This window comes from Stenotrophomonas sp. NA06056 (assembly GCF_013364355.1).
GTDB lineage: Bacteria > Pseudomonadota > Gammaproteobacteria > Xanthomonadales > Xanthomonadaceae > Stenotrophomonas.
On record NZ_CP054931.1, the window covers coordinates 3620848 to 3643105 of the forward strand.

23 protein-coding genes are annotated in these 22258 nt (G+C 65.6%); 10 read left to right on the top strand and 13 right to left on the bottom strand.

Annotated elements, in window-relative coordinates; all coding sequences use genetic code 11:
- Positions 1-101 precede the first annotated feature (101 nt).
- From HUT07_RS16405 to HUT07_RS16430, 6 genes are all read left to right on the top strand, one after another.
- Entirely contained in the window at positions 102-983 is an 882-nt protein-coding gene (locus HUT07_RS16405) for a hypothetical protein (RefSeq protein WP_176021792.1), read from the top strand.
- Positions 970-1614, top strand: a complete 645-nt coding sequence (locus tag HUT07_RS16410) for a hypothetical protein (RefSeq protein ID WP_176021793.1) — start codon at positions 970-972, stop codon at positions 1612-1614. Before HUT07_RS16405 ends, HUT07_RS16410 begins: the two co-directional genes overlap by 14 nt.
- Before the next feature lie 11 nt (positions 1615-1625).
- Entirely contained in the window at positions 1626-2210 is a 585-nt protein-coding gene (locus HUT07_RS16415) for a hypothetical protein (RefSeq protein ID WP_176021794.1), read from the top strand.
- A gap of 172 nt (positions 2211-2382) precedes the next feature.
- Entirely contained in the window at positions 2383-3246 is an 864-nt protein-coding gene (locus HUT07_RS16420; protein WP_176021795.1) for a hypothetical protein, read from the top strand.
- Positions 3247-3275: 29 nt separating this feature from the next.
- Positions 3276-3929 (top strand): hypothetical protein, encoded by a 654-nt coding sequence (locus HUT07_RS16425; RefSeq protein WP_176021796.1) that lies wholly within the window; start codon positions 3276-3278, stop codon positions 3927-3929.
- Positions 3930-4052: 123 nt separating this feature from the next.
- Complete coding sequence (locus HUT07_RS16430) at positions 4053-4790, top strand: hypothetical protein (RefSeq protein WP_176021797.1); 738 nt, start codon at positions 4053-4055, stop codon at positions 4788-4790.
- Positions 4791-4807: 17 nt separating this feature from the next.
- On the opposite strand, the gene ribD is transcribed toward HUT07_RS16430, so the two are convergent.
- The 6 genes from ribD to HUT07_RS16460 form a co-directional block, all read right to left on the bottom strand.
- Positions 4808-5893 (bottom strand): bifunctional diaminohydroxyphosphoribosylaminopyrimidine deaminase/5-amino-6-(5-phosphoribosylamino)uracil reductase RibD, encoded by a 1086-nt coding sequence (gene ribD, locus HUT07_RS16435; protein ID WP_176021798.1) that lies wholly within the window; start codon positions 5891-5893, stop codon positions 4808-4810.
- A 153-nt stretch (positions 5894-6046) separates the two neighbouring features.
- A complete protein-coding gene (gene nrdR, locus HUT07_RS16440) occupies positions 6047-6568 on the bottom strand; it encodes a transcriptional regulator NrdR (protein WP_025876654.1) in 522 nt (173 codons plus the stop codon).
- Between the two features lie 94 nt (positions 6569-6662).
- The gene (locus tag HUT07_RS16445; RefSeq protein WP_176021799.1) at positions 6663-7106 is read right to left on the bottom strand and encodes a hypothetical protein; all 444 of its coding nucleotides are present in this window, start codon (positions 7104-7106) and stop codon (positions 6663-6665) included.
- 30 nt (positions 7107-7136) lie between these two features.
- On the bottom strand, positions 7137-7565 hold the full coding sequence (locus HUT07_RS16450) for a hypothetical protein (RefSeq protein WP_176021800.1): 429 nt from the start codon (positions 7563-7565) through the stop codon (positions 7137-7139).
- Positions 7565-8818: a serine hydroxymethyltransferase gene (glyA, locus tag HUT07_RS16455; RefSeq protein ID WP_176021801.1), complete on the bottom strand. Its 1254-nt coding sequence runs from the start codon at positions 8816-8818 to the stop codon at positions 7565-7567. Before glyA ends, HUT07_RS16450 begins: the two co-directional genes overlap by 1 nt.
- 255 nt (positions 8819-9073) lie before the next feature.
- The gene (locus tag HUT07_RS16460; RefSeq protein WP_099820331.1) at positions 9074-9550 is read right to left on the bottom strand and encodes an RcnB family protein; all 477 of its coding nucleotides are present in this window, start codon (positions 9548-9550) and stop codon (positions 9074-9076) included.
- 252 nt (positions 9551-9802) lie between these two features.
- Between HUT07_RS16460 and ettA the strand changes: the two genes are divergently transcribed.
- The 4 genes from ettA to HUT07_RS16480 all read left to right on the top strand — a co-directional run bounded on the left by ettA (position 9803) and on the right by HUT07_RS16480 (position 14844).
- Positions 9803-11467, top strand: a complete 1665-nt coding sequence (ettA, locus tag HUT07_RS16465; RefSeq protein ID WP_025876664.1) for an energy-dependent translational throttle protein EttA — start codon at positions 9803-9805, stop codon at positions 11465-11467.
- A 243-nt stretch (positions 11468-11710) separates the two neighbouring features.
- Complete coding sequence (locus tag HUT07_RS16470) at positions 11711-12400, top strand: outer membrane beta-barrel protein (RefSeq protein ID WP_176021802.1); 690 nt, start codon at positions 11711-11713, stop codon at positions 12398-12400.
- Positions 12401-12463: 63 nt separating this feature from the next.
- On the top strand, positions 12464-13780 hold the full coding sequence (locus HUT07_RS16475) for an NCS2 family permease (RefSeq protein WP_025876668.1): 1317 nt from the start codon (positions 12464-12466) through the stop codon (positions 13778-13780).
- A 65-nt stretch (positions 13781-13845) separates the two neighbouring features.
- The gene (locus HUT07_RS16480) at positions 13846-14844 is read left to right on the top strand and encodes a DUF4434 domain-containing protein (RefSeq protein ID WP_176021803.1); all 999 of its coding nucleotides are present in this window, start codon (positions 13846-13848) and stop codon (positions 14842-14844) included.
- 87 nt (positions 14845-14931) lie between these two features.
- On the opposite strand, the gene HUT07_RS16485 is transcribed toward HUT07_RS16480, so the two are convergent.
- From HUT07_RS16485 to HUT07_RS16515, 7 genes are read right to left on the bottom strand one after another with little or no spacing between them, the layout of a single operon-like run.
- Positions 14932-16065: an acyl-CoA dehydrogenase family protein gene (locus HUT07_RS16485; RefSeq protein ID WP_176021804.1), complete on the bottom strand. Its 1134-nt coding sequence runs from the start codon at positions 16063-16065 to the stop codon at positions 14932-14934.
- A 4-nt stretch (positions 16066-16069) separates the two neighbouring features.
- Positions 16070-16753 (bottom strand): alginate O-acetyltransferase AlgF, encoded by a 684-nt coding sequence (locus HUT07_RS16490; RefSeq protein WP_176021805.1) that lies wholly within the window; start codon positions 16751-16753, stop codon positions 16070-16072.
- Complete coding sequence (locus HUT07_RS16495) at positions 16750-18228, bottom strand: AMP-binding protein (protein WP_176021806.1); 1479 nt, start codon at positions 18226-18228, stop codon at positions 16750-16752. The genes HUT07_RS16490 and HUT07_RS16495 overlap by 4 nt, the downstream gene beginning before the upstream one ends.
- Positions 18229-18255: 27 nt before the next feature.
- The gene (locus tag HUT07_RS16500; RefSeq protein ID WP_032978935.1) at positions 18256-18489 is read right to left on the bottom strand and encodes a phosphopantetheine-binding protein; all 234 of its coding nucleotides are present in this window, start codon (positions 18487-18489) and stop codon (positions 18256-18258) included.
- A 16-nt stretch (positions 18490-18505) separates the two neighbouring features.
- Positions 18506-20086 carry an MBOAT family protein gene (locus HUT07_RS16505; protein WP_176021807.1) on the bottom strand — a complete coding sequence of 527 codons (1581 nt, stop codon included), beginning with the start codon at positions 20084-20086 and terminating at the stop codon, positions 18506-18508.
- A gap of 13 nt (positions 20087-20099) precedes the next feature.
- Positions 20100-21224 (bottom strand): cell division protein FtsQ, encoded by a 1125-nt coding sequence (locus tag HUT07_RS16510; RefSeq protein WP_176021808.1) that lies wholly within the window; start codon positions 21222-21224, stop codon positions 20100-20102.
- A 4-nt stretch (positions 21225-21228) separates the two neighbouring features.
- A complete protein-coding gene (locus HUT07_RS16515) occupies positions 21229-22257 on the bottom strand; it encodes a twin-arginine translocation pathway signal (protein ID WP_176021809.1) in 1029 nt (342 codons plus the stop codon).
- Position 22258: the final 1 nt, after the last annotated feature.

Sequence of the window (22258 nt, forward strand, 5' to 3'; positions counted from 1 at the left end):
TTTTCATTGGCCGCCGCGCGCAATGCGCTTGGCTGCCGCGCGCCATCGAATGCCATGGCAATTGCGCTAGGCTTGCCGCCCTCTGGAACAGGAACACCGTCATGAAGACCCCGATCCGCGGCCTGCTGGCCACCGCACTGCTGTGCGCCCCGTTGTTCGCTGCAGCTGCACCGGCGCAGCTGACGCCCGAACAGACCTTCGATCTGTATGCACGTGCGCTGCTGGAAGACGATGCCACCGCCACCCGCACCCTCAACGACGCCCTGAAGCCGGCATTCGATGGCCAGGATTCGCTGACGCCGGTGCCGGGCATGATGGCCCTGGCGCTGGCCGAACCGTGGCAGACAGTGCTGGCCGTCGCTGGCGCGAAGGGCGATCCCGCCGCCGCTGAAGCGATGTACGCCAAGGCGCTGAAGGCCTCGCAGTGCCGTGCCACGCGCAGCACGGTGGAAGACAACGAGTACGTGGACGACCAGAAGATCGCCCGGGTTGATTTCAGCTGCCAGCTGGCCGACCTGGACAGCGTACGCCCGCTGTTCACTGCCAGCTTGAGCGGCGATGACAAGGCCGCACGCACGCAGTTCACCGAGGCCTACACCAAGGGCCTGCAGAGTGGCCCGCGCAAGGCCGTGACCGGCACCCTCACCCTGTACACCGCCAAGGACAAGGCTTACTGGTACAGCAGCAACTTCGACGACCTGGTGGACCCGGTGCTGGGGGCGCTGGCGCCGTTCGAAGAATGGCTGCAGGACGTTGAAGCGGCCAAAGCACCGAAGGTGACCGGTGTGCCGGGTTGCGACCTGCTGCTGCAGCAGCATCGCAGCTGCGTGGCGAAGATCGCGCCGGACCAGATCAGCGGTGTTGATGCGATGGCCGAAGAGCTGAAGGCCAAGGCGCAGGTGATGTCGGCCGAGGAGATGACGCAGGAGTGCAAGTCGCTGCGTCCGATGGCCGAAATGATGTGGACCGATGAGTGCGCGTGAGGCCACAGCGCTGAAACGACTGGGACTGGCAGCACTGCTGCTGGCCCCTGTTGCCTCCCTGGCGTCGGCACCTGCGCTGACGCCTGGGCAGGTGTTCGACCTGTATGCACAGGTGATCGTGCACGGTGATGCGGCCGCGCAGGCGACGCTGGCCCGCTATCTCGATACCGACAACGGGCCTGCCTTCGCCGCGGCACTGGCAGCAGCAAGCCATCTGGAAGAAGCACCCGAACTGGCTGATTGGCCGAAGGCTGCTGCAGCACTACGCGAGCGGCAGAAGTCAGTGCGATGCGTTATCGACAGCGTGCGGCATCCGCAGACTGACAGCGCCGACGTCGACTATCGATGCCAGCTGCCCAACCTGTCAGCACTGCTGCCCGTGTATCGGCAGCATCGCGTGCCATTCAATGGGCCGCATCCACCACAGATGGCGAGCGAGCTGGCGATGGCATATACGCAGATGATCGCCGTGGCACCGGACCGGTACAAGGTCATCACGATGTCGTTCAAGCGCGATCATGGCGATGGCCCTTGGCGCGTGCAGAACCCAACGCCGCTGATGAGCGGACTGGCGGACGCGTTCCTGCCGTTCTTCGAGTGGAACGAGCACCTGCCCGACGAGGCCGAATGATGCCGCGCCTGATGTTCTTCCTGCTGTGGGTTGCTTCAGCGGCCTCTGCGCAGGCACCGGTGCCGACACCGGAGCAGAGCTTCGACCTGTTTGCACGCTTCATGCTGGAAGGTGACGCCGACGCTGAGGCACAGGTGGCTACATTGACCGGCATGCCAGTGCGCACCGAGCGCTGGGAGGACGCGGTGGACCGGATGGTCGCTGGTGACTCTCTGGCAGATGACGCGCGCACGCGCGCTGGCCGCGAACTTTCACGCCAGGTAGCGCTGGCGCTGCGTCAGACCCACTGCCGCAGCACGGGCAGCGAACGCCAGGACAATGGCGATGTACAGATTGCCATCGTTGCTTACGCCTGCCGGGTCCCCGATTACGCGCAGGCAAAGGAGAGGAGGTCAGACGACGCGGCTCCCGAGCCGGGAGATGAGGATGAACTCGCAGGTGTCAACGAGGTGATCGCCCTGCTGCAACGCGCTCCCAAACGCGTCCACACTGGAAGCGTGACCTTGGCACGCGGCGACGAGAACGATGTCTGGGCACCGCAGGACCTGCCGCCGCTGCACCAGTGGATCCAGCTACTGCTGGCGTTGCCCGAATAGTCGCGGCACCTGCCTGCGGTAGCGCCGGGTCGGACCCGGCGGATGCTTTCAGGCCGCGTGGGCGGCGCGCGACTCGCACCACGCGAACCGCGGGAATTTCAGACAAGTTGTATGGATCTGCAAGCGCAGGTCCCTGATCCTCGGGGCCCTCCTGGATTGCCCGTGTGCCGCCATGCTGAAACCCGCCTTCATCCTGCTGCTGGGAACACCGCTCACCGCTGTTGCCGCACAACCTGTCGCGCTTTCACTGGAAGACACCTTCGACGCCTATGTGCAGGTCATCCTCCACGGCAACGAGGCGTCCAAGGAAACACTACGCGAGAACCTGCTTTTGCTGGAGAACAGCGATAGCGTTGATGCGATCGTCGACGCCCTCGATGCGCTTCAGCTGTCCAAGGCCGCCTTCAACGGCACGGCAATGGAGCCGGTTTCCCGCGCTCTGGAGATGCGGCGGAAGACCCTGTCCTGCACCATCACCAACATCACCAGGGAGACGGTGCATTCGACGCCGCAGGCCAAGGTGGCGTATCGATGTGCCTTCCCCGACCTCTCCGGCTTCTTCGCGACCTACCGGAACGCGCAGAAGCGACGCGCCGTCGTTGGTGACGTTCCGGAAGACGCCAAGGCCCTCTTCGTCGCGTTCGCCAACGCCCTGCGCGACGCGCCGGATCGGTCACATGAGGGCAGCGCGGTATTCCTCAAGATGCCAGATAACGGTCCTTGGTTGAGCAGCAACCTGCCGCAACTGGGTATGACATTGCTGCAGCAGGCACTCCCCTTCGACACGTGGAATACGCGTGTCGAAGCGGAGTCCGTGCCCACGGTCACCGGCATTCCCACCTGCGACCTGATGATGGCCGCAGAGCTGACGTTCATCGCCAGACACCATCCCCAGAACCCCTTCCTGAGCAACGGCATGCTGCAAGGCAATCTGCTCAAGCGTGTGGAGGGAATGAGCGACGAGGAGGCAACGCGCGACTGCCGCATGGTCCATGAGCGCAACCGGGAACTGTGGAACAGGGAGAAGACCGACTGATGCGGGGATCGGTCGTTATCAGGCCTCTTGTGACTCTGCTCTTGGGCCTGCCGCTCCGGGCAGCAGCCTCGGAGCCTGCCGATCTCTCGCCGCAGGCCGAATACACCCTGCAGGCGCGGGTGCTGCTGCACGACGATGCCGGGGCCCGGCAGACGCTGCGCGAGTGGGGAGAAGGATACGAGCCAGCCGTCGCACTGGAGTGGCGGCTCCTTGTGGACGATGTGCCCGCAGCACTCTCCCGGCAGGGAGCCGCTGCGCCTTCGCCGGCAGCCACGCGGGCCTTCGTACAGGCACTGGCGTTGCGACTGCCCAGGGTCAACTGCGCTGCCGAGGCGTTCGTGCCGTTGGGATCGCCGGAGGTCGGCCTGTACCAGCTGGTCTGCCAGCATCCCGACGTTGAACCGCTGCGGCAGGAGTATCTGGCGTTGCGGGCTGCGCCTGAAGCCGGGCGCCAGGCACGCATCGATGCGCTCTTCCTGCGCTGGGCGGCGATGCTGCGTGAAGCGCCCGACGTGCCGCATTGCAGTCGGGTCACCGGGTGGTACCAGGCCCGTCATGCGTTCGCCCATGCCGAGCGCGTGCATCAGCTCTACCAGATCATCCTGTGGCGATTGCTGCCGGTCGAGTTGTGGCTGGGTGAACCCCTTCTGCCACAGGCGGACGAGCTATGTAATGACGACTGAAGGTTGTCAGCTATGGCCTGCCCGCACGCGCGCACAGGCAGTGCCCGAAATTCGGAAAGATTGCATGGACCTTAAGGCTGCATGCATGGATTCTCGAAGCCCGCCCCAACCTACCTACCTTGAATGTTCAAACTGCTCTTTGCCCTTTCGCTGCTCGTCACCGCCGCCGCATCGGCTGCAAAGCCCGCCGCACTCTCGCTGGAGGAGACGTTCGACGCGCATGTACGCGTAATTACCCAGAATGATGAAGACGCCAGGACAGCCCTCCGCAACAGCCTGCGCACTGCGGATCCAGCGCAGTACCCGGACATTGGCGACATCGTCGACACGCTCTACGCTTTCGAGCACCTGACGACAGGATTCGACGGAACTGCCGCCGTGGGCATCGCTGCGCGGCGGCGATCCATTAAGTGCGGCGCACTAAGGGTGGAGGAGAATGACGCGTCCGATCGGGGCACAGTGGACTACCGTTGCAGGCTTCCCGATATCTCCGCCGCATTTGATGCCTACCGCGAAAGCCGCACGCGCTTCCGCAGGGAACAGAGCGCCGATGCGCTCAGTGCTTTCGTGGAAACGTACGCGATTACCTTCCGCGATGCGCCTGATATCACATTCGAGGCAACCGCCGAATTCTCCCGTGCAGGCGAGAATGGTCCTTGGTCCAGTGCTCACATGACGCTGCTGGGCTTGGAGCTTCTGAAGGTGTTGATGCCCTTCGAGCAATGGGACGAACAGATCGAAGCGGAGGCCGTCTCCGCCCATTCCGGCATTCCTGTCTGCGCCAGGATGCATGGCGTACATGCGCTCTGCCTGCCGAGTATCCCCGTGCGAGACAGTTCAGGCCTACTGGCTGCTGCATAGCGCGCTGCCGGACATGATCAGGCGCGCAGCAGCAACCGGAGATCCTCGCCTACCTGCCGCTGGTCGACCACGCGCAGTCGGCGCTGCTGGTCCATCGCTTCGATGCCAAGGCCAGCCAACAGCGGACGGCCGCTGTCACCCAACAAAGTGGGTGCCTGGTACAGCAGCAGTTCGTCCACCCAACCACCGCGAAGCAGTGCACCAGCCAGCGTCGCACCGGCTTCGGTGTGCACTTCGTTGATGCCGCGCTCGGCGAGGAGCGCCAGTACCGCGCCAAGGTCAAGACGGCCATGACGCACCGCCACGCTGGCGAATGCCGCATCCGCCGCGTCGGGCGGGCTGACCATCGCATCGTGCAGGTACAGCGTGGGTGCTCCACCCTTGCGCACGCGGCTGCATTCCAGCGAGCGCAGGCGCGAATCGAGAACGACGCGCAACGGTGGCATCACCTCGATGTCAGCCAAGCGCACGGTCAGCATCGGGTCGTCGGCGAGCACCGTGTCGGCACCGGTCAGGATCGCGCCAGCGCGTGCACGCCAATGCTGCACGTCCTCACGCGCGGCCGGGCCGGTGATCCACTTGGAGGTGCCGTCGGCCATCGCGGTGCGGCCATCGAGGCTGGCGGCCAGCTTCACCCGCAGCCATGGGCGATTGCGCTCCACGCGCGACAGGAAGCCCTTGTTGAGTTCGCGCGCCTGCGCGGCCATCAAGCCCTCGGCGACCTCGATGCCTGCTTCGCGCAGCAGGTCGAAACCGCCGCCATCAACTTTCGGGAACGGATCGCGCATCGCCGCGACCACGCGCGACACGCCCGCCTCGATCAGCGCCAACGCACAGGGCGGCGTGCGCCCGTAATGCGCGCACGGTTCCAGGGTGACGTAGGCAGTGGCGCCACGCGCGTCGCTGCCCGCTTCGCGCAGGGCAAACACTTCGGCATGCGGTCCACCAGCACGCTGGTGCCAGCCCTGCCCGACCACGCGTTCGCCATGGGCAATCACGCAACCGACCATCGGGTTGGGACGGGTGGTGTAGGCGCCACGCTCGGCAAGCCGCAATGCGGTGGCCATGTGCAGGTGGTCGAGGACGGAGAACGATGTGCTCATGCCGCCATGGTAGCGCCGTTGGCGTAGATCCACGCCATGCGTGGATGTAGATCAAAGCGCCAACCAAGGTTGGCACCCACCAGGCCAAAGTGGATCCACGCCACGCGTGGATGGGTGTCTCCGCGCCAACCAAGGTTGGCAGCTACCAGAGCGTCAGCCCTTCTTCTTCTTGGTCAGGGCGATCACATCGCCCAGCAGCTGAAGCTGTTCGGTACTGGACGGCAGGTCACGTTCGAGCTTCTCGATCTCCTCGCGGAAATCGGCCACGTCCTCGAAGCTGCGGTAGACCGACGCAAACCGCACATAGCCCACATGATCAAGCTTGCGCAGTTCGTTCATCACGAACTCGCCGACCTTGATCGACGGCACTTCGCGTTCGCCGCTGATGCGCAGCTGATGCACCACGGCGCGCACGGCGGCTTCGATCTTCTCTTCCGGCACGGCACGCTTCTGCAGCGCGCGATCGAAGCCGGCGCGGACCTTGCGGGCATCGAAGGCTTCGCGGGTGCCATCGCTCTTGACGATGGCCGGCAGCTTCAGTTCGACGGTTTCCAGGGTACTGAAGCGTTCGTTGCACGCCTCGCACTCACGCCGACGACGAATCGTCGCGCCGTCTTCGGAGACGCGCGAGTCGATGACCCGTGTATCGGCATGCTGGCAGAAGGGGCAGTGCATTGAACGCCTGGCTCAGGAAAATACCTGCTGCCACGGTCGTGGCAGCGTCGCAACGGTACCTGAGAAGGGCTTTCCCAGCAAATGCTGCCTGCAATCAGCCTTGTTCGGCAATACCGGGGGCGCGACGCAGCCACACCAGATGCGCCGCTGGCAGCAGCAACGGCACGCCCAGCACCAGATACCCCAGCACCTGCCAGGGGCTGCCAGCACTCAAGCTGAAAAGCACGACGCCGACCACGGCCAGTGCCGCGATGGCGCCGAGCGTTAGGCCGATCCACGGCAGCGCTGGTGAAAGCCGCAGGCCATTACGCCCGCGCCGCAGGTAGCGGATGCTGAGCCACAGCCACGCCAGCAACCCGGCAACACCCGCCATCGACCATAGGAACAGCGCGGCACCCTCACTGCCACGCATCAGCCCATGACGGATCAGGAAGGTGTAGATGCCGAACCCCGCGACGCCACCACCGGCCACCAGCGCAGGCAGCCCCAGCAGCAGGCATTGGGCGATATACAGGCGTTTGTGCAAACGCTCATCCATGCGTTCGAATTTCCTTGCAGATCGCTCGATTCACGCGCGCGGTCGCAGCCACAAGAGCATGCCGGCCGGAACCAGCAGCGAAGGCCCCATCAGCAGCAGACCCAATCCCTCGATACCGTGGGTGATTCCCAGCCACAGCCCCATGCCCAACAGAGGCAGCGCCGCGAGCATTCCCAGCAGCAGCGCGCCCCACTGCACCCGGCTACGGGTGCGCAGTGCGCTGCGTCCTCCAAACAGATAGCCGCAGCTGAGGTCGAGCCAGGCAAGGCAACCGGCCAGGCCGGCCAACCCCCACACCAGCATCAAGGCCTGGCTGGGCAGTTCGACCGTGCCGTCGGCAAGGGAAAGCACGCTTCCGGCCATGCCGATCACCGCCATCGCGCCACCGAACAGCACGCTGGGTGCGCCAAACGGCACCGCCAGCGCTGCATAGAGCAGGCGCTGGCGGCGTTCACTCATCAACCGTAGACCGGGTACTTGCGGCACTGCGCGCTGACGGCATCGCGTACGCGGGCGATGACGGCTTCATCGGCCGGCGCGTCGAGCACGTCGGCGATCCAGTTGGCGAGGTCCACGCAGTCCTGCTCGGTGTAGCCACGGGTGGTCACCGCCGGGGTGCCCAGGCGCAGGCCCGAGGTCACGAACGGCGAACGCGGGTCGTTCGGTACCGAGTTCTTGTTGACGGTGATGTGGGCCTTGCCCAGCGCGGCTTCCGCGTCCTTGCCGGACACGTCCTTGCCGATCATGTCGACCAGCATCAGGTGGTTCTGGGTGCCGCCGGAGACGATCTTGTAGCCGCGCGCGATCAGCGTGTTGGCCATCGCCTGGGCATTCTTCACCACCTGCTGCTGGTAGGCCTTGAAGCCCGGCTCCAGCGCTTCCTTGAAGGCCACGGCCTTGCCGGCGATGACGTGCATCAGCGGACCGCCCTGGATGCCCGGGAACACGATCGACTGCAGCTTCTTGACCAGGTCTTCGTCGGCGCCCTTTGCGACGATGATGCCGCCGCGCGGACCGCGCAGGGTCTTGTGGGTGGTCGAGGTGACCACGTGGGCATGTTCCAGCGGGCTCGGGTAGACGCCAGCGGCGACCAGACCGGCAACGTGCGCCATGTCCACGAACAGGTAGGCACCGACCTTGTCGGCGATGGCGCGGAAGCGCGCCCAGTCGATCACCTGCGAGTAAGCCGAGAAACCAGCCACGACCATCTTCGGCTTGTGCTCAATGGCCAGGCGCTCGACTTCGTCGTAATCGATCAGGCCCTGGTCGTTGACGCCGTACTGCACGGCGTTGAACAGCTTGCCCGAGGCATTCACCTTGGCGCCATGGGTGAGGTGACCGCCGTGGGCCAGGCTCATGCCGAGGATGGTGTCACCTGGCTGCAGCAGGGCGAAGTACACGGCCTGGTTGGCCTGCGAGCCGCTGTGCGGCTGCACGTTGGCGTAGTCGGCGTCGAACAGCTGCTTGAGGCGGTCGATCGCCAGCTGCTCGGCGATGTCCACGTATTCGCAGCCACCGTAGTAGCGCTTGCCCGGGTAGCCCTCGGCGTACTTGTTGGTCAGCTGGCTGCCCTGGGCTTCCATCACCGCCGGGCTGGTGTAGTTCTCGCTGGCGATCAGCTCGACGTGGTCTTCCTGGCGCTGGGTCTCAGCGGCGATGGCCTTGGCCAGTTCGGGATCGTAGGTTTCGATGCGGACGTCACGCGGGAACATCGGGTACTCCAGCAGGCGGGGAAAGGGGTACGACTCAGCCCTTGATTGTAGCCCCGCCCCGGCCTGCTGGGGCCGAAACGGGCCCGTATGGTCTGCAATCCCCGGGCAGGCCGACGGCTGTGGCGGATCATCCACGCATGGCGTGGATCTACTGCCGGTTCTCCAGTAGATCCACGCCATGCGTGGATGACGATGGCAGGACGACAAAAGGCGCCCTCAGGCGCCCTTCGTCCTTGCGCGTGCCGGCTGCGGTCCTCAGCGGTTGTTGATGATGTAGTCGGCGATGATGCCGGTTGCCACGGCGACCAGCAGCATGTTGCCGCGGTCATCGCGGATCCAGTGGTGGCCGTATGGCGGGCGGCGCAGCTGGTAGCGCGGGTAGTCGTTCACCACGTAGATCGGGCCGCGGTAATAATCGCGGTAGCGGTGGCCGCGCTGCCAGCCATAGCCATAGCCGGGCCGGTAGCCCGGGCTGTAGACCACGCGCGGCGGCGGCGGTGCCGGGCGGTAGTAGCCATGGTCGTAGCGGCGGTCGTGACGGTAGTCACGGCGCGCTTCGCGGCGGTCGCGTTCCCAGTCGCGCCGGTCGTGGCGCCATTCCCGGCGATCCTCGCGCCACTCACGGCGGTCATGATCGCGGCCACGGTGGTCGTTGTCGGCGAAGGCCGGGGCGATGGCACCCAGCGCCAGTACGGAGGCCACGGCGCCGGCCATGAGTCGATGGAGTTGCATGGGGAACCTCTGCTGGGTGGGTGGTGATCCCATCTTGCGCATGCGATCTGAACGGTTTCCGGCTGGAAACGCTTCCCGCTGCGGGACTGTGACGGGGTATTCAGGCCGCGGCCAGCCCCGGGCGCTCAGGCCAGCGCGGGCCGGAACCGGTTCCGGCTATAATTGGGGGTATTCCATTCAGTCTGTGCCCGCTGCCGCAACGGGAAATTCCCCGTGACGGACCGGGCGCAGGGTCGCGCCTACGGAGACCTCATGTCCTCGCAATACATCTACACCATGAACCGCGTGTCCAAGGTGGTCCCGCCCAAGCGGCAGATCATCAAGGACATCTCGCTGTCCTTCTTCCCGGGCGCGAAGATCGGCCTGCTGGGCCTGAACGGCGCCGGCAAGTCCACCGTGCTGAAGATCATGGCCGGCGTGGACACCGATTTCGAGGGCGAAGCCCGCCCGCAGGCCGGCATCAAGGTCGGCTATCTGGCGCAGGAACCGGAGCTGGACCCGACCAAGACCGTGCGTGAAGCGGTTGAGGAAGGCGTGGGCGAAGTGCTGCAGGCACAGGCTGCGCTGGACGCGGTCTACGCGGCCTATGCCGAAGAAGGCGCCGATTTCGACGCGCTGGCCAAGGAACAGGAGCGCCTGGAGGCGATCCTCGCTGCCGGCGACGCGCACACTCTGGAAAACCAGCTGGACGTGGCCGCCGATGCGCTGCGCCTGCCGCCGTGGGATGCCATTGTCGGCAAGCTGTCCGGTGGTGAAAAGCGCCGCGTGGCACTGTGCCGCCTGCTGCTGCAGAAGCCGGACATGCTGCTGCTCGACGAACCGACCAACCACCTCGACGCCGAGTCGGTGGAATGGCTGGAACAGTTCCTGGCGCGCTACACCGGCACCGTCGTGGCGGTCACCCATGATCGCTACTTCCTGGACAACGCCGCCGAGTGGATCCTGGAACTGGACCGCGGCCGCGGCATTCCGTGGAAGGGCAACTACACCGACTGGCTGACCCAGAAGGATGAGCGCCTGAAGCAGGAAGACAACCAGGAAAAGGCTCGCCAGAAGGCAATCCAGAAGGAACTGGAGTGGTCGCGGCAGAACGCCAAGGGCGGCCGCACCAAGGGCAAGGCCCGTCTGGCCCGTCTGGAAGAGCTGCAGTCGGTCGATTACCAGAAGCGCAACGAGACCAATGAAATCTTCATCCCGCCGGGCGAGCGCCTGGGCCAGGCGGTGATGGAGTTCAAGAACGTCTCCAAGAAGTTCGGCGACCGCCTGCTGTTCGACAACCTGAACTTCCTGGTGCCCTCGGGCGCCATCGTCGGCATCATCGGCCCCAACGGTGCCGGTAAGTCGACCCTGTTCAAGATGATCACCGGCCAGGAAAAGCCGGACACCGGCGAGATCGTGGTCGGCCCGACCGTGCAGCTGTCCTATGTCGACCAGAGCCGTGACGCGCTGGAAGGCAACCACAGCGTGTTCCAGGAAATCGCGGGCGGTCTGGACATCCTCAACATCAACGGCATCGAGATCCAGTCGCGCGCCTACATCGGCCGCTTCAACTTCAAGGGCCAGGACCAGCAGAAGATGGTCGGTTCGCTGTCCGGTGGTGAGCGTGGCCGCCTGCACATGGCCAAGACCCTGCTGCAGGGTGGCAACGTGCTGCTGCTCGACGAACCGTCCAACGATCTGGACATCGAAACCCTGCGTGCGCTGGAAGATGCGCTGCTGGAGTTCCCGGGCAACACCTTCGTCATTTCGCATGACCGCTGGTTCCTGGATCGCATCGCCACGCACATCCTGGCGTTCGAAGGCGATTCGCACGTGGAGTTCTTCCAGGGCAACTACCGCGAGTACGAAGAAGACAAGCGCCGCCGCATGGGCGACGACGCTGCGCCGAAGCGCCTGCGCTTCAAGGCGCTGAAGTAAGCAGAAACGAAAGGCCGCGCTCGCGCGGCCTTTCGCCTTTCAGGGGCCGCAATCGATTTTTGTTGACGCTTTTGACCCTTTCGCGCCGCGCTTCTATACCCCACGGCTGAACGCCGCAGGTGTAAGGCAGTAGTGATGCCTTTTCGCACACGGCAACGTCCGCACTTTGCAACTCGTTGTATGTTCCCGGCCCAATGCTTCGGTTTTCCTACGCACCCGATTCACCCCCACGTAGGAAACACAATGAAGGCACTGATCTCCACCACGGCGGCACTGCTGCTGTCCGGTACCGCTGCCGCCGCGCCGGCGAACTGGGAAGGCATCCATCTGGGCGCGCAGGCCACCCATGGCGAAGGCCACAGCCAGGACCGCGGCAATGCCAATGCCTCTGAAAAGAGCATCCGCGGCTTTGCAGGCGGGCTGCAGGTCGGCCGCAACTGGCAGTTCGACAACAACGTCGTTGCCGGGATCGAAGGCAGCCTGTCCTTCGGCAACATCAGCCAGGAGTGGAAGGACCGCGACAACCATCAGTACAGCCCTTACTACGGCAAGGATGCGGTGACCCGTTCGGGCGCGGTCAACCTGATGCTGGGATACGCAGCAGGCCAATGGCTGCCGTACGTCAGCGCCGGTGTGACCGTGGCCCGCCAGGAGTTCTCGCTGGGCTGCGACAAGTCCCTGGTGGAGGCTACCAACGGCTGCCGCGTCGCCGAATTCGAGAACCGTGCGTCCCATGTTTCCACCGGCGCCAACGTCGGCGCAGGCGTGCTGTACCGCTTCAACGACCGGCTTTCGGCAGGTGCCGAGTACCGCTACACCCATCTGGGCGCCAGCCCTGTTTACCTGGAAGATCCCAACTATCCGGCTGCGGCGCGACGCAGCTTCCATACCAACTACAGCAGCGTTACGCTGAAGTTGAACTACCACTTCTAACCGCCTGGCGACGCATCCGCAGGCCCTTTGGGCGGCAGGGCGCGCAGGTACGAGAGATCTGCGATGTCCCTGTTCGAACGCCTGTTCCAGCTGCAGCAGCACGGCACCACCGTGCGCACCGAACTGCTGGCCGGTGTCACCACCTTCCTGACGATGTCCTACATCGTCTTCGTCAATCCCGAGATCCTGGGCACCACCGGCATGGACGCGGGTGCGGTGTTCGTGGCCACCTGCCTGGCCGCCGCGCTGGGCTCGGTGGTGATGGCGCTGGCAGCCAACTTCCCGGTGGGCATGGCCCCGGGCATGGGCTTGAATGCGTTCTTCGCCTTCACCGTGGTCGGTGCTGCTGGCCTGCCCTGGCAACAGGCGCTGGCAGCGGTGTTCATTTCCGGCCTGGTGTTCCTGGTGCTGTCGCTGACAGGCGTGCGTGCGTGGCTGGTGTCGGGCATTCCGGCGTCGCTGCGTTCCGCCATCGTGGCCGGCATCGGCCTGTTCCTGGCGATCATCGCACTGCAGAAATCCGGCGTGATCATCGGCAACGAGGACACGCTGGTGGCACTGGGCCCGCTCAATACCGCGCCGCCGCTGCTGGCACTGGGCGGCTTCCTGCTGATCGCGATCCTGGAAGCACGGCGTGTGCGTGGCGCGATCCTGATCGGCATCCTGGCGGTGACTGCCGCCGGCTGGGCCTTGGGCGATCTGCAGTACCACGGTCTGGTGTCGTTGCCGCCGAGCCTGGCACCGACCTTCCTGCAGCTGGACCTGCCTGGCCTGCTGCACCACAACGGTGGCGCGCCGATCGCCGTGCTGCTGCAGGTGGTGCTGGTGTTCGTGCTGGTGGAAGTGTTCGATGCCACCGGCACGCTGTATGGCGTGGTCGGCCGTGCCGGCCTGCTGAAACTGCCGGGCGCGCAGAAGCGGTTCGGCCGTGCGCTGCTGGCGGACAGCACGGCGATTGTCGCCGGCTCGCTGCTGGGCACCAGCAGCACCACGGCGTTTGCCGAAAGCGCCTCCGGCGTGCAGGTGGGTGGCCGTACCGGTTTGACCGCACTGGTGGTGGCTGCGCTGTTCCTGGCCGCACTGCTGTTCTCGCCGCTGGCGGCAATGGTGCCCGGCTATGCCACCGCGCCGGCACTGCTGTTCGTGGCGGGGCTGATGCTGCGCGAACTGGTGGAAGTGGACTGGAGCGATCTGACCGAATCGGTGCCGGCGGCGTTGTGCGCGCTGGCGATGCCGTTCACCTATTCCATCGCCAATGGCCTGGCCTTCGGCTTCATTGCCTATGCCGCGCTGAAGGCCGGTACTGGCCGCTGGCGCGAGGTGCATCCGGCGGTGTGGCTGGTGGCGGTGCTGTTCGTGCTGCGCTACGCGTTGGAGTAAGCGGCAAGCACTGCCGGCGACGTGCGGTTCACCCGTTGCGAACGGTGCTCTGGGATGATGGGCGCATGTCACTGCCTGTCCTGCCATCTGATCCGTCTTCACCGCTGCGCCGACGCCTGCTGCGTGCCGCCCTGTTGGCACCGGTAGCGGGCGCTCTGGCCACCCTGCCCGGCTGTTCGCTGCCGGAGCAGGTGGACGGCACTTTCCTGCAGCCGTGGCGCAGCCACCTGCAGTGGCGCATGGTCGATTGGCAACGCTCGTTGCAGCTGGCGCGCAGACTGGGCTGCAGGCAGCTGGTGCTGCAATGGACCGGCATCGTCGGCGGCGCCGAGGGTGATTGGCAGCTGCCCGATACCAGCGTGCGCATGCTGTTCACCGCCGCCTCCGAAGCCGGTATTGCGGTTCGTGTCGGCCTGCCCTTCCAGCAACGCTGGTGGCAGGCCATCGGCGGCGACGATGCCGCACTGCAGAGCTTCTTCGCCGACAGCCTGACGCAGGCGCGCAACTGGCTGGCGCAGGCACCGTGGGCACGGCTGCAGGCATTCAATGGCTGGTACATCCCCTACGAACTGGAGCAGTACCACTGGGCCGATCCGGCGCGTCAGCAGTGGCTGGCGCAGTGGCTGCACGGCATCTCCCAGGCGGCGGTCGACCGCGGTGGCGACTGCGCGATCTCCTGTTATTTCAGCCGCCTGCAGACCCAGGGCGACCTGGTGACCTTGTGGGATGCCGTCCTCGCGCAGGCATCGGTAAGACCCATGGTGCAGGACGGTGTAGGTGTTGCCGGTGCCGGCAACGTGCAGCAGTTGCAACCGTTGTTGCAGCACCTGCGCACGCGTGGCGTTGCCTTCGATGCCATCGTCGAGCTGTTCCGCGAACTGCCCGGCGAGAACAACGATGGCACCCAGTTCAAGGGCGAAACCGCCGATGCCGCCCGTATCGAACGGCAACTGGCATGGGCCCGCGACAGCGGCGCTGAGCACGTGCTGGTGTACGCGCTGGACCCTTGGCTGTCGCAGGACACGCCGGAAGCGGCCGCCTTGCGCAAGCGCTGGGGGATCTGACCGGCACCGACGCGAAAAAGGGGACGGAGGGGATTAAGTCGTTTGTGGCATGAACGACTTAATCCCCTCCGTCCCCTTTTTTTCGCGTTACAGCGAGCGGCTGATGAGGTCGCGCAGGATCTCGCTGGTGCCACCGAAAATCCGTAGTGCGCGCGCGTCGGCCCAGGCGCGGCCTATTCCATATTCGCTGCTGTAACCGTAGCCACCGTGCAGCTGCAGCAGGTCGTCCAGCACCTGCCCTTGGATTTCGGTGGCGTTGAGCTTGGCTATCGCCGCACGGGTCGGGTCCAGCTGTCCGTTGATCTGCTCGCCCAGGCATTGGTCGAGGAAGCTGCGCAGCATCGCTAGCTGTGCAGTGGCCGAGGCCAGCACGAAGCGGGTGTTCTGGTGGTCGATCAGCAGCCGGCCGAACGCCTTGCGCTGTCGAACGTAGGCGACCGTCGCAGCCAGCATGCCTTCGGCCGAGGCCGCCGCACGCAATGCGATGGCCAACCGTTCGGCCGCCAGCTGCTCTTCCAGATAGGCAAAGCCATGACGCTCCTGACCGAGCAGGTGATCGGCCGGCAGGAACACGTCTTCGAAGAACAGTTCGGTGGTGTCCTGCGCGTGCTGGCCGATCTTGGCCATCGGTGGGCCACGGCTGACACCCGCAGCGGCCAGGTCCACGCAGAACAATGTCAGGCCGCCGGCACCGAGTTCCGGAGCGACGGTGGCCACGACCACGGCGACGTCGGCATTGCTGCCATTGGTGATCCAGGTCTTCTGCCCGTTCAATCGATAGCCACCGTCCACCGCGTCGGCGCGGGTGCGGATCGTCTTCAGGTCACTGCCGGCATTGGGCTCGGTCATCGCGATCGCACCGATCGCTTCACCCTGCGTCATCTTCGGCAGCCAGGCATCGCGCACGGCGGGCGTGGCGTACTGCATCAAATACGGCGCGACCATATCCGAGTGGATCGAGAAGCCGATGCCGAGATAGTTGGCGCGTGCCAGTTCTTCGATCACGCAGGCAGCATGGCCGTAGTCGCCGCCCATGCCGTACGGCTCGGGCAACTGGCAGTTCAGCAGCCCAGCCTCGCCCGCCGCGCGCCACAGGGCGCGTGGGGTGATGCCATCGCGCTCCCATTGCGCGTACCCGGGCGCGATCTGCGCGTCGATGAAGCGACGGACCTGGTCGCGGAACAGTGCGTGGTCCTCGCGGAATACCGGCCGGTCTGCCATCGGATCAGCGGCCCACCGCGTCGGTGCCACTGAGCTGGCCCTGCAGCACCGGTGCGTTGGCCGTACCGGTCAGGAACAGGCTGTAATGATCGCCGGGCTGCAACGCAGGCAGTTCGAGCGCAGCACTGTCCTTGCCGCCGCAACCGGCCACCAGCCGTGCCTTGACCGGATTGATGCCACGCGCGGCACTGCGTCCCGCCGCCACCGCCGGGAACACCACCGCGCCCTTGTCGGCCATGGCCAGCTTGCCCTGGGCGCAGTTGCCGGCGAGGTTGTAGAAGCGGATCTCGGCCTTGAGCGCATCACTGCTGCCACCGCCGTCTTCCAGCACGTTGAGGGGTTTGGCCGCGGCGCTCGCATCCAGCACCAGGGTGGTGAAACTGCCGGTGGCCACCGCCGGCTGCGTGCGTGTCTTGCCGGCCACGCGCACGCTGAACGGCTTGCCGCCTTCAACGATGGCATAACGGGTGGCGCGTGTTGCCGGCCCGATGTTCTGGTCGGCACCATTGCCGATACCGGCCTTGAGCACTGTGCTGCCCGGGTTGAGCACACGCACGAAGGCCGAACCGGCCGGCGGGCGCGCGGCGTACAACTGGGCCAGACGCCCTTCCGGCGCGGCTTGGGCGAAACCTGCACACGGCGACAGCAGCAGCGCGGTGGCAACCAGGGATTTCAGGACAGCATTCATGCGGGTTTCTCCGTCGTGCGGAGCGTGCGCGCCAGGATCTGGTAGCGCTGCTCCAGTTGCTTGCGATCCACCTTGTTGCTGATCGTCTGCGGCAGGGCGTCCACGGCGAACAGCTCGGAAGGGATCATATAGGGCGGCATGTAGCGTTCGAGCTGGACCTTCCAGTCGGCCAGATCCGCTGGCGGGCGCTGCAGCGGGCCGGTCTGTGGCTGCGTGGTTTCAACAAAGCCGATCATCCGCACCAGGCTGCCGTCGGGCCGCCGCAGCACCACGGCGGCTCCCGCAACCACGCCAGGCAGGCGAGCCAGGCCGACATCGACCTCGGCCAGTTCGATGCGGTAGCCATTGAGCTTGATCTGATCGTCGCGGCGGCCACGGAAATAGAACCGGCCCTTCTCGTCGACATCACCCAGATCACCGCTGCGGTACGCACGTTTGCCGTTGTGTTCGAACAGCACGCCGGCATCCAGGTCGGGGCGATCAAGGTAACCACGCATCACATGGTCACCGGCCATGCAGATCTCGCCGTCATCGAGGAACACCTCGGCATAGGGCTTGCCGATGCCGATCGGGAACGGGTTGGGTGCCGCCGCACGCAGGGCCGGATCGATCTCCACCCAGGTGGTGGAACAGGTCGCTTCGGTCGGCCCATAGGAATTGATGATGCGCACCTGCGGGAAACGCGCCCACAGTTCTTCGGCCACGCGCGGCGTAAGTGATTCGGCACCGAACACGAACACCTTCAGGTCGGGCAGGTGCGCGGCGTCGAAACGCGGATTGAGCATCTGCTGGCGCACGAACGAGGGCGTGGATGCCCATACGGCCACGTGTGAATCACGCAGATGATCGACGAACTGTTCGCTGCTGGCTATCACCTCGCGCGGGCACAGCACGCAGCAGCCGCCCAGACCCAGCGCGCCGCACAGGTCGAACAGCGAGAAGTCGAAGCTGAAGAGCATCTGGTTCATGAACGCCGGCGCCGGGCCGAGCGTGAGGCAATCGCGGATCCACCCGGTGAACAGGGCAACGCTGTCGCGGCCGATCTGCACCCCCTTGGGGTCGCCGGTGCTGCCGGAGGTGAACATGATGTAGGCCAGGTCCGGCACCGCCAGCGCGCGCGGCACGTCGGCACCGGGCAGGAACGCGTCGGCGGCAGCATCGTAGACCGCACGCGCGTGCACCAGCGTGGTAATGCGCTGCAGGCGTGCTGGCGGGTTGATGGTGTCCACCGGCACGTAGGTCACGCCCAGGCAGAGGCAGCCGAGCATGGCCACCACGAACGCCGATTCCTTGTGGCCGGAGATCACCAGCGCGTCGCCGTGCCCCAGGCCGGCAGCACGCGCACGATCGATCCACTGCTGGGTGGCGCGATGCAGCCCGGCCCAGTCCAGTACGCCATCGGCCGCATGCAGGGCGGGCGCCTGCGTGGCGACATCCAGGTCGGCGAAACGGCATTGGTCGAAATCGAAGTACATCGCGCTACCTCCGGTGCCCGCAGGCGATCAGCTGGGGCGGTGCTCGGCCACGTAGTCGGCCAGCACCTGCACCGAATCGACCAGGGCGTCGATTTCATCCACCGGCAGGGTGACGCCAAGGCGGTCCTTGACCTCGACCATCAGCTGCACCTTGGACATCGAATCGAAGAAGGACTCCATGTATTCGTCCGGCTGCACCCGGGTACCGATCACCGCCTCGACGATATCGATGAGCTGGTTCTGGATTGTCTGCTTGTCCATGTTGGAATCCACCTTGTCAGAACTGGAAGTAAAGGAAACGGGTTTCTTTGTGCAGGTTCAGCAGGCACAGCGACAGCAGCACCAGCATTACCAGCAGCCAGGCCCAGTTGGGCTGCCAGCGCATCCACGCGCGGGGCGCCGGGCTGGGTTTTGCCAGCGAAGGAGAATACACACCCATGATCTGGTGCGCGTTCGGTGCCAGCCAGACAATGGCCAGTGCCACCAGGATGTACAGCAGCTGCAGGTGATGGCCCAGCAGCAGACGCATGCCATCGGCCAGGCCCATGCCAGAAACATGGCCAAGGTTCTCCATGCTTTCCCAGCCGCGCACGCCGAACATGCCCTGTACCAGCTGCCACGCATCGTGCACGCCATCGGCACGGAAGAAGGCCTGCGCCACCAGCACCGCGCCGAAGGTCAGCAGCAGGTAGCCCGCATGCTGGAATGGATTGAGCGTGCGCATCGCGGCAGGCTTGCGACCGCCGACAAACACCCGCCACGCGTGGTTGATGACCAGGTAGGTGGCGTGCAGCAGGCCGAAGATCAGGAACTGCATGCCGGCGCCATGCCAGATGCCGGCCAGGCCCATCGCCCACACCGTGGGCAGCACGATCATCGAGAAGAAGCCGCCGGCCGAGGCCACCGCCGCCGGGCCGGTGGGGCGTCCGTGGCGGGTACGCCAGCGGGTCACGGCCATCGCCACCGGGTAGTACAGGTAGGCGGTGATGTAACGGGTGAGCGTCATGTGCCAGCGCGCCCAGAAGTCGATGATGCTGGTGGCCTTGTACGGCGAATTGAAGTTCAGCGGGAAGCGGATGCCGAACATGCGGGCCAGGCCCAGCGCCATGTCCGAATAGCCGGAGAAATCGAAGTACAGCTGCAACGCATAGCTGAGCGCGGTAGCCCACGCGCCCCAGAACTGCACATCGCCGGTGGAGGCGAAGCCGGCATCGGCATACGGCGCGATGCTGTCGGCGATCAGGACCTTCTTGGCCAGGCCGATGACGAACAACATGCCGCCGATGGACAGGTTCTCGGCCTGGAAGCGATAGGTCTCGCGCTTGCTGAACTGCGGCATCATCTCCTTGTGGTGCAGGATCGGACCAGCAATCAGGTGCGGGAAGAAGGTCACGAACAGCACGTAGCTCAGCGGGCTGCGGTCATTGACCACGCCCGCGCGGCAGTCCAGCAGGTAGCCGATCTGGGTGAAGGTGAAGAAGGAAATACCCAGCGGCAGGATCAGCGTGTCCATCGGGCCGACGTTGAAGCCGATGTCGTGGACGAAGTTCACCATCGCCGCGAAGTACTTGTAATGCACCAGCAGCAGGATGTCGGCGGCGACGCCCAACGCGGTGGCCAGCAGCTGCAGCTTTGGCCGCTTGGCCAACGCCAGGATGACCAGGCTGACCAGATAGTTGAAGACGATCGAGCCGGCCAGCAGGATCACGAACTGCGGATTCCACCAGCCGTAGAACACGATCGAGGCCACGCACAACCAGAGCGCGGCCAGCCGTGGCTGCAGCGCGCCCAGAAGGTAGTGCACGCCCAGCGCTATCGGCAGGAAAATCAGCAGGAACAGGAAAGAGTTGAACAGCATGGTCGGTCGGCGCTCAGTCGATACCGGCCAATGCCTTCTGCTCGCCTTCGGTCAGCGGCAGGGACAGGGCCATTTCGGAAAATTCCCAGATCACCAGTTTCACGGTGGGCGGCCACGTCGACTGCTGCGGCAGTGCCGTCAGCAGTGCGCCGGAAAACTGGCCGCCGTCCATGCTCTGGTTCCATACTTCGCGCCCCAGGCCATGGCCCAGGCGTTCGGCAAACAGGCTGCGACGGCCGTTGGAGCTGCCCAGCAGCAGCACCTCCACCGGCGGTGTGTCATCGAGCAGGCCGCCACTGCGCAGCGGCGCGATGACCTGCTCCGGCTCCAGGTCCAGCGGCGGTCGCCATGAGGGCGGGGCGTGTTCCAGGCCCGCCAGCACGATCAGGTCGCCCATGCGCGGCTTCGGTGGGCCCAGGGGGCCAACCTCGAAGGCCTGGCTGCCCTGCCCGCCCAGCAGCGGCAATGCCACCGCGCTCACCGCGTCGGCCGCGCGCTGCGCGCCGATGCGGTTCATATGGACGTCGGTGCGGAAGAACACCGGCGCGTCCTGACCGGACAACACCGGCAGCAGGTCCACGCTGGGTACGTTGGCAGCGGCCAAGGCCTGCTGCCATTGCCCGTAGCGCGCACGCATCGGCTCGGAATAGCGCAGGCCACAGGTGTGCGCCTGTTCGATGCGCGACTTGTCCGGCACCACCACCACCAGCAGCTTCGCGCCGGTGGCCTGCAACTGCTGCGACCAGTGCTGCATCAGCCGCACGCGGTCGTTGAATACCTTGGCGCCCGCGCCCGGCTGCGGACGCAGGCCATCGCGGTAGAACAGCCAGTCCGGGCAGCCCAGCGCCACCTGCTCGCCAAGGTCGCCCAGCAGGCGGTAGCGCACGGCGGCCCCCAGCAGGTCGCCCTGGGCCTGGATCGGCAGCCGCAGCGCCTGGTTGATCGCCTGACCGGCTTCGCCGTCGGCCCAGCGCGAGGGCAGCAGTTTTTCGGCCGGCAGCTTGGCATTGGCCAGCATCCAGGCACCGGCGCAGACGCCGATCAGCAGCAGTGCCGACACCACCACGGCGGTCAGCCGATGGGCACGTGGCGGGGCAGCAGGTGGCAGGGGCGCGGGCGCCCCGGGACGGGCATTCATCGGATCACTGCCCCAGCGCCTTGTGCAGGCGTGCCTTCCATTGTTCGGGGGTCATGATCGAGGCGTTGTCCCACTGGCCACGGGCGTCGGGGCCCTGCGGGTAGGACGGCTCGAACATCTGCCAGACCAGCACCTGCGGCTTGTTCTGCTTGAACTCGTTGGACTCCAGGTACTCCAGCAGCATGACCCAGTGACCGACGTTGCCCGGCTTCCAGTTGACCGACACCGGCCGATCCAATGCATTGGACAGCTTCTGCGGGAAGCCGAAATACGGCTGCACCATGCTGTGGCCGGTGACGTGCACCGGTGCCGGTGCATCATCCAGCAGCGACTGCTGCTCGGCCTGACGGCGCACGGTGAAGGTGTCGCGGCCAATCGCCTTGCGCTGTTCATCGGTAAGGAACAGCTCGGCCAGGTCACCGAACCGGCGCTCCTTGATCTCGCTGCCCAGCGCCATGCCGCTGCCGGCCTGGCCGGCCAGGGTCGGCACCTGCTCCTTCACCTTCGCTGCCACTGCCGTCGCCACCGCGTCGGCGGCCGGCTGGGTCCAGTGCTGGTCGCTGCGGTAGAACACTTCCTGGCCGCCCTGCTTGACCTGACGCAGCACCTGCAGCGCATCGATGGCCGGCACCTTGGCCTTGTTCAGGCCATCCAGTTCCAGCGCATAGCGTCCGCGCACAGCATCGCCCAGGCGCTTGCCATCGGGCAGCTTGTCTTCATAGAACAGCGCCTTGTCCGGCAGCACCAGCACCTGCAACGTGACCCCGGCAGCGCTCAGCGCGCGCTCGGCTTCGGCGATCAGGGCGGTGTTGCGGGCCACTGCGGCGGTGTCCACTTCTGTCAGGCTGCCCCAGGCGGGGAACAGCCAGCCGTCCTTGCCGGTCAGCACGATGGACGAATCCTGTGCGGCGGCGGCGATGGTGGTTGCAGGCGCCTGTGCCTGCACGGAATTGCCCAGGCCCAGCGCGCACAGTGCGGCCAGCAGGAGCATGCGCGGACGACGCGCGGTGGTGGAGAGCGGAACAGGCTTCATC

Coding starts and splice junctions, on each gene's coding strand:
- HUT07_RS16405 (WP_176021792.1), top strand. CDS start 102: ATGAAGACCCCGATCCGCGGCCTGCTGGCCACCGCACTGCTGTGCGCC.
- HUT07_RS16410 (WP_176021793.1), top strand. CDS start 970: ATGAGTGCGCGTGAGGCCACAGCGCTGAAACGACTGGGACTGGCAGCA.
- HUT07_RS16415 (WP_176021794.1), top strand. CDS start 1,626: ATGTTCTTCCTGCTGTGGGTTGCTTCAGCGGCCTCTGCGCAGGCACCG.
- HUT07_RS16420 (WP_176021795.1), top strand. CDS start 2,383: ATGCTGAAACCCGCCTTCATCCTGCTGCTGGGAACACCGCTCACCGCT.
- HUT07_RS16430 (WP_176021797.1), top strand. CDS start 4,053: ATGTTCAAACTGCTCTTTGCCCTTTCGCTGCTCGTCACCGCCGCCGCA.
- ribD (WP_176021798.1), bottom strand. CDS start 5,893: ATGAGCACATCGTTCTCCGTCCTCGACCACCTGCACATGGCCACCGCA.
- nrdR (WP_025876654.1), bottom strand. CDS start 6,568: ATGCACTGCCCCTTCTGCCAGCATGCCGATACACGGGTCATCGACTCG.
- HUT07_RS16445 (WP_176021799.1), bottom strand. CDS start 7,106: ATGGATGAGCGTTTGCACAAACGCCTGTATATCGCCCAATGCCTGCTG.
- HUT07_RS16450 (WP_176021800.1), bottom strand. CDS start 7,565: ATGAGTGAACGCCGCCAGCGCCTGCTCTATGCAGCGCTGGCGGTGCCG.
- glyA (WP_176021801.1), bottom strand. CDS start 8,818: ATGTTCCCGCGTGACGTCCGCATCGAAACCTACGATCCCGAACTGGCC.
- HUT07_RS16460 (WP_099820331.1), bottom strand. CDS start 9,550: ATGCAACTCCATCGACTCATGGCCGGCGCCGTGGCCTCCGTACTGGCG.
- ettA (WP_025876664.1), top strand. CDS start 9,803: ATGTCCTCGCAATACATCTACACCATGAACCGCGTGTCCAAGGTGGTC.
- HUT07_RS16470 (WP_176021802.1), top strand. CDS start 11,711: ATGAAGGCACTGATCTCCACCACGGCGGCACTGCTGCTGTCCGGTACC.
- HUT07_RS16475 (WP_025876668.1), top strand. CDS start 12,464: ATGTCCCTGTTCGAACGCCTGTTCCAGCTGCAGCAGCACGGCACCACC.
- HUT07_RS16480 (WP_176021803.1), top strand. CDS start 13,846: ATGTCACTGCCTGTCCTGCCATCTGATCCGTCTTCACCGCTGCGCCGA.
- HUT07_RS16485 (WP_176021804.1), bottom strand. CDS start 16,065: ATGGCAGACCGGCCGGTATTCCGCGAGGACCACGCACTGTTCCGCGAC.
- HUT07_RS16490 (WP_176021805.1), bottom strand. CDS start 16,753: ATGAATGCTGTCCTGAAATCCCTGGTTGCCACCGCGCTGCTGCTGTCG.
- HUT07_RS16495 (WP_176021806.1), bottom strand. CDS start 18,228: ATGTACTTCGATTTCGACCAATGCCGTTTCGCCGACCTGGATGTCGCC.
- HUT07_RS16500 (WP_032978935.1), bottom strand. CDS start 18,489: ATGGACAAGCAGACAATCCAGAACCAGCTCATCGATATCGTCGAGGCG.
- HUT07_RS16505 (WP_176021807.1), bottom strand. CDS start 20,086: ATGCTGTTCAACTCTTTCCTGTTCCTGCTGATTTTCCTGCCGATAGCG.
- HUT07_RS16510 (WP_176021808.1), bottom strand. CDS start 21,224: ATGAATGCCCGTCCCGGGGCGCCCGCGCCCCTGCCACCTGCTGCCCCG.
- HUT07_RS16515 (WP_176021809.1), bottom strand. CDS start 22,257: ATGAAGCCTGTTCCGCTCTCCACCACCGCGCGTCGTCCGCGCATGCTC.